General features: G+C 34.1%; 8 protein-coding genes. 5 read left to right on the top strand and 3 right to left on the bottom strand.

All coding sequences use genetic code 11. From position 1 onward, the window contains the following. Positions 1 to 78 precede the first annotated feature (78 nt). The 5 genes from Q4Q47_RS15335 (at position 79) to Q4Q47_RS15315 (ending at position 5,209) form a co-directional block, all read left to right on the top strand. Positions 79 to 930, top strand: a complete 852-nt coding sequence (locus tag Q4Q47_RS15335) for a helix-turn-helix domain-containing protein (protein WP_303307514.1) — start codon at positions 79 to 81, stop codon at positions 928 to 930. A gap of 83 nt (positions 931 to 1,013) precedes the next feature. Beyond that, complete coding sequence (locus Q4Q47_RS15330) at positions 1,014 to 1,505, top strand: DUF2938 domain-containing protein (RefSeq protein ID WP_303307513.1); 492 nt, start codon at positions 1,014 to 1,016, stop codon at positions 1,503 to 1,505. Positions 1,506 to 1,844: 339 nt separating this feature from the next. Then, complete coding sequence (locus tag Q4Q47_RS15325) at positions 1,845 to 2,750, top strand: T9SS type A sorting domain-containing protein (RefSeq protein WP_303307512.1); 906 nt, start codon at positions 1,845 to 1,847, stop codon at positions 2,748 to 2,750. A 12-nt stretch (positions 2,751 to 2,762) separates the two neighbouring features. Next, positions 2,763 to 3,674: a M43 family zinc metalloprotease gene (locus Q4Q47_RS15320; protein WP_303307511.1), complete on the top strand. Its 912-nt coding sequence runs from the start codon at positions 2,763 to 2,765 to the stop codon at positions 3,672 to 3,674. Between the two features lie 113 nt (positions 3,675 to 3,787). Next, positions 3,788 to 5,209 (top strand): arylsulfatase, encoded by a 1,422-nt coding sequence (locus Q4Q47_RS15315; protein ID WP_303307510.1) that lies wholly within the window; start codon positions 3,788 to 3,790, stop codon positions 5,207 to 5,209. 163 nt (positions 5,210 to 5,372) lie between these two features. Here Q4Q47_RS15315 and Q4Q47_RS15310 read toward each other — a convergent pair whose 3' ends face one another. From Q4Q47_RS15310 to Q4Q47_RS15300, 3 genes are all read right to left on the bottom strand, one after another. Continuing rightward, positions 5,373 to 7,766, bottom strand: coding sequence for a glycoside hydrolase family 3 N-terminal domain-containing protein (locus Q4Q47_RS15310; protein ID WP_303307509.1), 2,394 nt, complete (start codon positions 7,764 to 7,766; stop codon positions 5,373 to 5,375). A 261-nt stretch (positions 7,767 to 8,027) separates the two neighbouring features. Beyond that, the gene (locus tag Q4Q47_RS15305; RefSeq protein ID WP_303307508.1) at positions 8,028 to 11,249 is read right to left on the bottom strand and encodes a glycoside hydrolase family 2 TIM barrel-domain containing protein; all 3,222 of its coding nucleotides are present in this window, start codon (positions 11,247 to 11,249) and stop codon (positions 8,028 to 8,030) included. Between the two features lie 249 nt (positions 11,250 to 11,498). Further along, complete coding sequence (locus Q4Q47_RS15300) at positions 11,499 to 12,941, bottom strand: carbon starvation CstA family protein (protein WP_303307507.1); 1,443 nt, start codon at positions 12,939 to 12,941, stop codon at positions 11,499 to 11,501. Positions 12,942 to 12,984: the final 43 nt, after the last annotated feature.

Here is a 12,984-nt window from a genome sequence, read left to right as displayed (position 1 = left end):
ACATACTCTTTGGGATACGCACCATATACAAACCGTCGGCAATAATTACTAAAAACACCACAAACATCATCTTACTAAATGCAAGAAATCACCATTCGAAAAACAAAAGAACCTCTTTTTTCGGGAAATTTCGAGATTATTAATCTTGGAGATTTACTTGTAGACAAAAATATGGAAGAGGGTTTGCATCGTCATGATTTCTTTTTTCTTATGGTCTTAGAAGAAGCAAGCGGTAAACACCATATTGATTTTAATGATTATCCCGTAGTCCCAAATACAATTTCCTTAATCCGTCCTGGGCAAGTTCATGAATTAATTCTTGAAAAAGGAAGCAAAGGCTACCTAATTACATTTGATTTTAACTTTTACTCGTCTATCTATAACTATAAAAAAGAAATATTCTGGAAGGTGGTTCAGCATAATTACTACAATTTGGGCAATCAAAAATTTGGTAAGATTTTATCTGTTTCCAAATATATTTTCGACGAATTTATTCAAAAGAAAGCAGGATATGAAGAAGTGATTAAAGCTAATTTGGACATACTATTTATAGAATTGATGCGAGATGTTCTGGAAAACAATACGCTAAAAGAACAGAACGACCCATATGAGCAGGAACTCTTAGACAAATTTGTACAACTATTGGAAAGTCAAATATGTACAAATAAACAAGTAACCGAATATTCAGAAATGCTCCACATTACTCCATACAAACTAAATGCCATTACCAAAAACTTGTTAGGTAAGACAAGTTCTCAATTAATAAATGAACAAATTATTCTTGAGGCAAAAAGATTGTTGTTGGCAACATCTAATCAAATAAATGAAATTGCTTTTAAATTATGCTACGAAGACCCGGCTTACTTTATTCGGTTTTTTAAAAGGTATACGGGTTACACGCCTCAAGTATTTCGGCAGAATTTTAAATAAGTACCATTCTTTTTGAAATTTATCCTATTAAGATAGTTGAATTCCAAGTCACCTTTGCGAAGAATTTAACAAATTAATAAAAGATGAATACAATACTTAAAATCATAGTAATAGGAATTGGAGCTACTATTACAATGGATATCTACGCCTTTGTTTTAAAACTGTTCGGGATTAAAGGCCTTGACTATAAATTTCTAGGTCGCTGGATTGGACATATGTTTAACGGAAAATTTAATCATAATAAAATCTTTGATTCAGCAGCCATTAAGTATGAACAAATTATCGGACAGACAGCTCATTATTCTATAGGGATTGCTTTCACTTTTTTATTGGTAATACTGTTTGGAAAAAAATGGCTTGATAATCCCTCTCTTTTCCCTGCTTTGGTTATTGGCTTGCTAACAATGGTTGCATCATTTTTTATAATGCAACCTGCATTTGGGTTTGGTGTTGCAGGTTCAAATTTACCCGACCCGAATAAAGCTAGATTAATGAGTCTTATTATCCATTGTATATATGGTATTGGGCTGTTTGTAGCAGCTCTAGTTGTAAATAGAATTAAACTTACCAATTGAAGTACGAACTTAAGACGTGTATAGTAAATTGCTTGTTCTGTGTGTACTCGGAAAACCCTACGGATTTTCCGATTGATTTATTCTTTTTTAAATGCAAACCTAAGTTATTACAATAAAAATCAGATAAAGATTCAGCTTCCTCAAGCTGTTCAATATTCAAAATTGGTAAGCTTTTCATAGACTATATAATGTCCTAAATGCACAAAAAATGGAGTATATCCCCTATGTTTTAAATGAAGATTAGAAATTACCTTGCAAGCCAATTCAAAATCATAAGTATTCGTGATATCAAGCGAAAAAATCAATCCTTTAACATTCAATTACAATAAGCATCAAAAAATGAAAAACATTTATTTATCTCTTACATTATTGGTCTTTAATCAACAAATTCAGGCTCAAATTATAACCATTCCCAATGCCAATTTTAAGAATGCATTAATAAACACGATGTGTGTAGACACAAATGGAGATGGCATTTACAATGACGATGTTGACACCAACAATGATAACGAAATACAAATTGCCGAGGCTGAAGCCATATTAAAATTGAATGTTTCATCTCAAAATATTGCTTCATTAGAAGGAATAGAGCAATTCACAAACCTTATAGAGTTATATTGTGATTTCAATCAATTAACAACTTTAGATGTTTCTAAAAATCATAATCTTGAAATTCTAAATTGTTTGGTTAACAACTTAACAACTTTAGATGTTTCTAATAACTCTAAGCTCATAACTTTGTACTGTGCATTTAATCAATTAACCGATTTAGATGTTTCTAATAACCACAACCTTATTAACTTTTGGTGTTATACAAATCAGTTGACCAGCCTTAATCTTAAAAACGGAAATAACAACTTATTACTCACCATGTTTGCACAAGACAACATCAATTTATCATGTATACAAGTTGACGATGTAGGTTTTTCTAACAATGTTGTCTCTTGGTCTAAAAATGACACTACTAGCTATAGTGAAAATTGTGGCCTTTTAGGGGTAGATACTATTGAAAATGATATGGAAATAGTATGCTATCCAAATCCTGTAAGCAACATGTTAAGAATAAAAACACCTGATGCTATTAAACTAAACAGAATCAAAGTTTATAACACTCTTGGAAAGTTAGCCATGGAAGAAAAAGTAAATTTTGAACAACTTGATTTATCCAATTTAAATCAAGGGTTACATGCAATAATCTTTGAAGCCGATAATATTACAATTTCCAGAAAAATTTTAAAAAAATAATATAACCAAAAAATGATAAGAAATTCTATTCTAATAGCATTATCAAGCATAATACTATTCAGCTGTTCTAAAGGTGATGGAGTTGAACATCCAGAAGAAACAACAGAAACCGTTTACACACTTCCCGTTGTTATTCATATTGTACATACAGGACAAGAAGTTGGAACTGGCTATAACCTATCAAATGAACGTATTATTGGTCAAATTAAAACACTAAACGATGATTTCAGAAAAAAAGAAGGGACTCTAGGTTACAATATACATCCTTTAGGAGCAGATACTAAAATAGAATTTAAATTAGCAGAAATAGATCCTAATGGAGACCAAACCGATGGCATTAATAGAGTGAACTTAAATGATATCTTTATTGACACAGAAAATGATTGGTTTTTTGATGATCTCCCTTATTATGGATATTGGAATAAACAGGATTATATTAATGTTTGGGTATTTCCTTTTGAACCAAATACAGCTTTAGGTCAATCTTCTGTCCCAAAGGCAAATTTACCAGGTCTTATAGATGCAAACCCTGACGGCACTACCGGAATAATGATTGCTACTCCTCATTTTGGCACTTCAGATTTAGTAGGTGGTTCAAATCTTGGTCGAACGTTTACTCATGAAATGGGACATTTTTTAGGTTTAAAACACCTTTGGGGGAAGATAGAAAATGCCAATTGTTTAGACTTTGATGATTATTGTGAAGATACTCCACCTGTATCTAGAAGAACTGAAAATTGTGATGGTTTGGCAAATTTATCTTGTAATGGAGAATCTGTACTCACTCAAAATTACATGGATTATACCGATGATGCCTGTATGAATATGTTCACTAAAAATCAAGTAACAAGAATGCGATATGTCTTAAAAAATAGTAATGTTAGAAAATCTCTCATAACATCATCTGCCATTAATAGAAATTAAAAGCATTAACTAATACCAACAACATAGCCATAGGGATATTATAAGATTAATGAATATATTTACTCATTAATAAATATAACCAAATCAATTTAATAACTGGAGCATAAATCCCTATGAAGCTATATACTTTAATAAGGTTGGTGTCACTTTCAATACTCATTGTAGGATGCCAATCTAATAAGAAAGAGTCTGGAATAAAGAAGAAAGAAATTTCTAAACCCAATATCATTTTTATTTTGGCAGATGACTTAGGTTATGGGGATGTCGGTTTTAATGGACAGCAAAAAATTAAAACACCAGTTCTCGATCAGATGGCAGAAGAAGGGATTGTTTTTACACGACATTATGCCGGTTCAACCGTTTGTGGGCCATCACGAGCAAGCCTCATGACCGGTATGCACACGGGACATGCAACGGTACGAGGAAATCCCAGATGGACTAAGTCAGGAAATCCTGTAGATATTTCCAGTAGTGATATTACAGTGGCTGAAGAACTTAAACGAGCTAACTATAATACAGCCATCATTGGCAAATGGGGTCTTGCAGAAAATCTTACTGAGGGTATACCAAATCTACAAGGGTTCGATTATTTTTATGGGTTTAATCAACATCTTAATGCCCATCATTATTACCCGGAAAAAATATGGAAAAATGATAAACAGATTACTATAGAAGGTAATGTCATGATGGATAAAAAAGGCACGTATTCTCAAAACCTTTTTACAAATAATGCATTAGAATTCTTAGATAACCAATCTTCAGATCAACCTTTCTTTTTATACCTGGCTTACACCATTCCTCATTACGAGTTAACAATTCCAGAAGTTGAAAAGAAACAATATCAAGATCAAGATTGGCCATTAAGGGAAATGAAAATGGGGCATTACCGTAACGATAAAAACGGGCATGTTACTTATGCTTCCATGGTTAGCAGAATGGATAAAGATGTGGGGTTGGTTATGAAAAAACTTAAGGAGCTTGGAGTAGATGACAATACATTGGTCATATTCACCAGTGACAACGGACATGAGTATGATAATACCGATAATGAGTTTTTTAATAGTAATGGCGTCTTTAGAGGAAGGAAACGGGATTTATATGAAGGAGGTATCCGAATGCCTTTTGTTGCTCGTTGGCCGAATAAGATAAAAGCTGGAAGTAAAACAGACTATGTTTCGGCTTTTTGGGATTTTTTACCCACTGCCTGTGATATTGCAGGTATAGTACCTTCCTCGCAAATTGATGGAAAATCTTTCTTACCTACATTAATAAACAGTACAGCCCAGCAAAAACATGATTATTTATATTGGGAATTCAATGAAAGTAGAGGTCCTATTCAAGCAATTATACAAGGAGATTGGAAACTTATTTATTTTGTTGGACGTGATTACGAATTATATAATCTAAAAGAAGATCCTGAAGAAGCTAAAAATATCTATTCTCAAAATTTAGAGAAAGGAGATGCTTTGAAAGCGCTTATGTTAAAAGCTCGAACGCCTCATCCTGAATTTCCGTTAGAAAGAAAAATGAAATAAATAAAAGTTAGACACGAATGTCACGAATTCACAAGAATCCCTTAGCCCATGTAGGTTTGAAATCTGTCGATAGAAAGGTTAATTAGTGAAAATTCGTGACATTCGTGTCTTTTTCAAAAAAGAGTACTATTTTAAATTTTAGTCTTCAGTTTTTATATTCACGCTATTCATCAATATTAAAACTACCTTTTAATTGAAAGTCTGTTGAAGAATTACCTATGGCTATATTAAAAACACCCTTTTCAACTACAAATTCACGATCCAAGTTTATAAATTCTAATGCTTTTGGCGTTATAGTGAATGAAACGGTTCTCTTTTCATTAGGTTTTAGATGAATTCTTTTAAATCCTCTTAGTTGCCACTTGTAAACAGTGAGAGAACTTACTTCATCGTTTATATAGAATTGCGGTACGACATCACCTGCCCTATCTCCTGTGTTCTCTACCTCAAAATTAACCGTTAATGTGCCTGATTTGGTAGTTAGTTTATTGTTTATTTTTAAGTTGCTATACCCAAAAGTAGTATAGCTTAAACCATGACCAAAAGGGTATAATTCAGTCACTATTCTGCTTTTACCAGTACCATTAGGTCCTTCTTTAGCTTGTCCCGCATGGGCATTTGGTTTGTACGGGAAATTAAAAGGAATCTGACCTACAGTTTTTAGCATGGTAACAGGAAGGTGCCCCCCTGGGTTATAGTTTCCAAAAATAATTTCTGCAATCGCCTGTCCTCCAAACTCTCCAGGAAACCACCCTTGAAGAATGGCATCTGCTTGTCTGTCTGCATAATTTACAGATAGTGGATGTCCGTTTATCAAAACAACAATTAATGGTTTACCTGTTTTAGAAAGCGCTGTAATTAATTTTTGCTGATGTCCAGGTAAATCTAAACTTGTTCTACTTAAATTTTCGCCTACCATCTCTTTTTCTTCTCCCACAAATAAAATAATAGCATCTGTTTTTTCTGCTTTTGTAACAGCATCAGCTATCATGGTCTTTTCCTCATCATTTAAAGGAATATCAAACACCTCAGAATCTGGCCAGTTTTCGTCTTTTATATCAATCCCTTCAGCAAAAGTAACTTCAACTTTATCTTTTAAATGATTAACAATACCTTCATACCCAGAAACAGTATGCGTTCTTAACGCACCATAACGACTTACAGAGCTTATAGTATCTTTGGCTGTTGGTCCGCAAACTAAAACATTTTTCAACTTGTTTTTATCTAGAGGTAAGGTATTATTTGCATTCTTTAAAAGAATAATAGATTCTCTGGAGGCTTGTAAGGATAGTGCTTTATGAGCATCTGTTTTTACAACTTTATCTGCTAAAGCAGCTTCTTTATAAGGCTTATCAAAAAGCCCTTCTTTAAACTTAACATGCAAAACTTCTTTTACACGTTGGTCTAGTAATGCCATAGGAATGGTACCTTCATAAACTAATTCTCGCAGAGGTTCTATAAATTTATTAGGTGGATTAAACGTCGTGCGTACATTTAACCCTGCTGTTATAGCTTTTAAAACGGCCTGTTTATAAGAGTCTACTACATGATGCTGATAATGCAAATAGGCTAATGCTTCACTATCTGACACGACATAGCCCTTAAAACCATAAGTGTCTCGTAATAGTTCTGTGAGGAAATAATGACTCCCAGTTATGGGGTCTCCATCGTAATCATTATACGAACTCATAACGCCCATAATATTGGTTTCTTGGATAGCACGTTTAAACGGATACAGATACATTAAATGCATATCGCGCCAAGTAATATGCGGATCTACACGTACATTTCCATCACGTCCACCTTTTGGTGCTGAGTACACCGCATAGTGCTTTAACGTATTTACGACACCTTGTTCTTGTATACCTTTACTGATTTGCACACCATATTCGGAAACTAAAAAGGGGTCTTCACCAAAACTTTCTACAATACGCCCCCAACGCTGATCCCGAGCAACATCTAAAACAGGTGAATAAATATTATTATAGCCTAAAGCATAAGCTTCTTTACCTATAACCTGCCCAACTTTGTAAAGCAGTTCTGGGTTCCAGGTAGACCCCATACCGATTTGAGCAGGAAACGATGTTGCTTTTACATGGTTTAATCCGCGAATACCTTCATTTGTAAATTCAACTGGGATACCTAATCTGGTTTCTTCAACAAAAAAGGTTTGAATTTTGTTTAATGCCCACACATGTTTGCTATATGGAAATGTATACTTTGCTTTTTTTGAAACACCATTAGATGCTTCATCAATATTCGCTAAACCATCTTTCCATAATTCATTTTTCCATGATCTAGTAGGAAGTTCATCGGTAGCTACACGTCCATAACCATATAAAGTCACTAACTGCATGGTTTTTTCTTCCATGGTCATTAACGATACCAGATTGTTTATACGCTCTTCTACATCTTTTGTTTGGTCTTCATAGATATCTTTTGTACCATTTTTGTTGAAATCTATCCAGTCCTTATGGTAGATTTTTTTAGTCTGGGCACTTAAAGAGGCGTTCAGTACTAATACTATGAAAAAGAAGTTTTTGCAAAAAAAGTTCATTAATTAAAAGTGTTTTATACCAATTGAATTTTGAGATTTAATTGGTTTTATTAGATTAAATAAGTTTTGTTTTCAAGTTAAAGATTAAAACTCTGCAATTTCATTGCAGTTACTTTAGTTTCTATAAACTTTTAAAGATAGTTTTGTCATTCAGCACTTGATGCGGAATCCACTCTTTTTGCATATGAATTCCTGCTTTCGCAGGAATGACAAGCAATCGTTAAAAAAGAACATTATTATATTAATATACGCCTCATTTCATTATTTGTGAATCATGATACTTTTCATTCTTTTTGAGCTTTCAATGACGTTATCTGTTTTTGCTATAGGCTTGAATGAAAATGTATACTGATACTGCTTACTCGTTAGCCTGTATTCTGGATGCGTAAAAGCACCCCAGCTATCATCTCCGCCAACGCCCATTTGTTTATAGTCTATATTTACGGAAGTAAGATCGCGTGGTTTTACATCAGTTGTGTGTCGATTATTAGGTGTTATACCTGCTCTTCCATCTGTTCTTTCCAGTGACTCAAAATCTTCCATAATATTATGATGTGCGCTTACTGAGAGTAATTCATTTCCAACAAATAGTAAGCCGACTCCTTCTTTATTGGTTATTGACAACCAATCTACATCTGTTTTGTTTCCATTCTCCTGGGGACGTAAATATGCCCAATACTGTTCGGCAACAGAGCCTTCATATAAACCAACAAATGCGCTTGTTTTCCTATCCCAATATGATTCATGCGGGCCTCTACCCTGCCATGACATTTGATTAAAGTTTCCAGGCATTACCAAATTCATTCCCATTCTAACTATTTCAGGTAAATCATCTTTACTCATCTGAAAATCATTTTCAACTTTCACTTGCCCATTACCATAAATAGAATATACTGAAGTATAATTACCAATGTTCTGCCCTGTGGTATCATTAACTAAATCAAATTCGTAAGAGAGTTGAACCATATGATCTGTTTTTTGTGTCAATCCTACACTACGTACTTTCCTGTTTTCTCCAGCTTTACGCCAAATTTTAGAACGTTTATGTAAGTTATTGCCAAAATCATTATCTATAGGCGCACGCCAAAAGTTAGGGATTGGTCCCTTACTCAGGAATTCAATACCATCGGTTTTTAAACTTTTCATGACGCCATTCTTTAAATCAAAAACAATAGTAAATGATTTTCCGGTTATCGTAGCCTCAGTTTCATTTTGGGTAAAGGAAAGAGATGGTAATTCTTTAATATCCCCTTTAGGAGTTTCTTCGTAAAAAGGCAATTCAAATTGTTCTCTGGCAACTTCATGTCCTTTGCTAAGAATTCCTTTATCTTGATTTGTTTTTGCTGAAAAATTTAAAAAATAACGTGTTCCCGGTTCTGGTACAATAGTATAATCCAAATGAATAGCAGCTGTCTCATCCGGTTCAATATTTAACGATTCAACGTTGCCACTGTCTATGACTTTTCCATCTCCAATAATGGCCCAATCAATATCAAATTCAGATAAATTCGTGAACCCATATTTGTTTTGGATATTAAACACTCCATTTTCTAAGTTAACAGGGCTAAAGCCAATATATTGATATACTTTTTTAGCTTCAAGCAAATGCGGTTTTACAGCCCTATCTGGATTGACTAAACCATTGTTACAAAAATTACCATTTGAAGGTACATCTTTTGGCCCAAAGTCACCCCCATAAGCCCAATATTTTTCGCCATCTTCATTTTCGGTAAGTAGCCCCTGATCAACCCAATCCCATATAAAACCACCTTGTAGGGCTCTGTATTTTTCAATAACATCCCAATAATCTTGAAAGTTACCCAAACTATTCCCCATAGCATGCGCATATTCACATAGTATTAAGGGTTTATCATAATCGGATTCGGCATATTTAATCATTCTGTCAGTAGGCAAATACATACTACTGTAAAGGTCGGTATTCCAGTCTTTATTTTCTGCTCTTTCGTGTTGTATAGGTCTTGTATTATCTTCTTCTTTTAAATACTTATAAGTTGCAAAAAAATTGACACCATTACCGGCTTCATTGCCTAATGACCAACTAATAACTGACGGCTGATTTTTGTCGCGTTCATACATGTTTTTTGTACGATACAAGTGCGCATCCATCCAAGTAGAATCTTTTGCTAAAGATGCTTCACCATAGCCCATACCATGAGATTCAATATTAGCTTCATCTACTACATAAAGGCCATATTTATTGCATAATGTGTACCAAAATTCAGGTTGCGGATAGTGTGATGTACGAACAGCATTAATATTATGTTCTTTCATAATTTTAATATCATTAAGCATGGTTTCTCTATCTACATAATGTCCAGTTACATCATGATGTTCGTGCATGTTTGTTCCTTTAAGATAGATGTATTTACCATTTACTAAAAGCACACCGTCTTTAATTTCTACGGTCCGAAAACCAACTTCCTGCCTAATGACCTCTATAACATGCTCTGATGCATCTTTTAGGGTCATTACTAATTCATAGAGATTAGGCTGTTCCGCCGACCATTGTTTAACTTCCTGAAATGTTTCATTAAAACTTAACTTTGATTGTTCTTCTGTTAGTTTTATCTTTTCTTCAAATTTTTTGAGTAGCTGATCGTTATCAAATAGTACCGCTTCAACAATTAATTCTTTTGTTTCTCTTCGTGGGTTAATCAATATAACATCTAAAGAAAATTCGCCATTTACATAACTTTCATCTAAGCCTGATTTTATTTTAAAATCCCGAATATGTTGTTTGTTTCGCGCCATTAAAAACACATCACGTGTTATCCCACTCATTCTCCAAAAATCCTGATCTTCTAGGTATGATGCATCACTCCATCTATAGATTTCAACAGCTAGTGTATTGTCTCCTCCTTTTAAATATTTAGTAATATTAAATTCGGCAGGTAGTTTACTATCTTCACTATAACCAACAAATTGCTCATTAACCCATATATTTACAGCAGAACCTGCTGCACCGAAATGAAGAAATATTTCCTTGTTTTTCCAGTTGGCTGGTATTTTAAATGCTCGCTTATATGAACCGACTGGGTTGTAATGATCTTGAATAGTTGGCGGGGTTTTTTCATGTGGGTATTTAGCATTTGTGTATATGGGATAATCATAGCCTTCCAGTTCCCAGTTGGCTGGTACGTTTATAGTGCCCCAATCACTGATATCATAATCATCTTTAAAAAACCAAGCCGGTCTTTCTGAAGGGTTTTGTGCCAAATGAAAGTCCCAAACACCATTCAATGATCTTATAAATGATGAAGACCACAAATCCTCGGTATTGGCTTCATCTATGGATGCAAATGGTATAAAGTATGCTCGAGGGGCTTCTTTATTAATTTGAAATACTGCGGGGTTTTCCCAATCTTGAGGTGCTTTTTCTTTAAATACAACATCTTCGTATTTACTTGTACAAGAGCAAATAATTAGTGAGATGATTACAACAAAACAATAAGGATATTTCATCAGAAAATTTGGTTTTTATAAATTGATTTTATCTTAATACTATTAACTTTATTAAAGTTTCCCTAGCTTTAAATTATACCAATTGAATTTCAAAATGATACCTAAACAATTTGAATTATACGCAGTCAAGCTGAGCACATGTTTTTTTCTTAGATAAGTCAATAGATATAAGTATAGCAGGGGTTATGGTTCTATTTCCTGAATAAATATAAGTAAAAAAGGAATGAGTTATGTGTGTCATTTTGTGGTTTAATTGGTATTAAATATACTTAGCTGTAAATTAGATATATACCTTCTGAATAAGGCATAGCTTAAAATAGTTACCAAAGCTCCTAAACCATAGGCTAACTTAGAACCTAATTCAAAGCCTTCTTTAGCAATTAAAATATAGGTACTGCATACCATGGTCATGAATAAAGCCGGAACTAATGTTATCCAACGGTTTTTGTTTTCTTTAACCAGATAAACCGTTATCGTCCAAAGAACGATAGTCGCTAGCGTTTGATTACTCCATGCAAAATAACGCCAAATGATAGCAAAATCAATTTGGGTTAGTACAAAGGCAATAACAAAAAGTGGGATACTGAGATAAAGCCGGTTTAACAATTTTTTTTGCTCGAAATTAAAACTGTCGGCCAGAATAATCCTGGCAGAACGAAACGCTGTATCTCCTGAAGTAATCGGAGCTGCTACAATACCTAGCAACGCTAGAATACCGCCAGTTTTGCCAAGCATACTCAATGAAATTTCATTAGCCGCCCAAGCCGCATTATTACCATTGTTCGCCATGGCTCCATTCAAGCCTTCTACATTATCAAATACAACCATAGCTGCGGCTGCCCAAATTAAAGCTACAATACCTTCGGTGATCATAGCACCATAAAACACTTTTCTTCCCAGGGATTCATTCTTTATACAACGCGCCATTAAAGGTGATTGCGTCGCATGAAACCCTGAAATGGCGCCGCACGCAATGGTTATAAATAGGATAGGAAATAATGGGTTTTCGTCTGGATTGGTTTTCATATTAACCAAATTTTCCGGTATTATTTCCGGGATATCATAGGTTCCTGATAATAGGGCAACCCCCAAACCTAGAGCCATAATAAGCATGGCCAGCCCAAAAATGGGATAGAGTTTACTAATGAGTTTATCTATTGGTAATAGTGTTGATAAAATATAATATACCAGAATAACCAGTACCCAACCCCAAACATTCCAAGTATTTCCTGTCATGCCATCAATAATCTTGGCAGGTCCTACTAAAAATACGGTGCCTACAAAAATTAATAGAATCACCGTAAAAAAGCGCATGAATTTTTTAAATTTGAGACCCAGATAAATACCAACGATTTCGCTTATACTTAGTCCATCATAACGCACTGAAAGCATGCCTGAAAAATAATCGTGTGTAGCACCTGCAAAAATACTTCCCAGTACAATCCATAAAAATGCAGATGGCCCAAACATAGCACCTGCTATAGCTCCAAATATGGGGCCCAGCCCAGCAATGTTTAAAAATTGAATTAAAAAAATACGCCATGTTGGTAATGGTACAAAATCAACATCATCGCGCAATCGAATCGCTGGTGTAACTGCTTTTTTGTCAACACCAAAGACCTTCTCTACAAATTTGCCATAAACAAAATATCCGATTATTAATATGGCAATAGATACTATAAATGAAATCATAGCTTAAAGGTTTATATTTTATGGCCGTTTTTAGGTACTCCTA

Origin of the sequence: Flavivirga spongiicola, from assembly GCF_030540825.1 — a bacterium.
In the GTDB taxonomy this organism is placed as follows: domain Bacteria; phylum Bacteroidota; class Bacteroidia; order Flavobacteriales; family Flavobacteriaceae; genus Flavivirga; species Flavivirga spongiicola.
The sequence above is the reverse complement of the archived record's forward strand: the minus strand, read 5'-3'. Positions and strand labels throughout refer to the sequence as shown.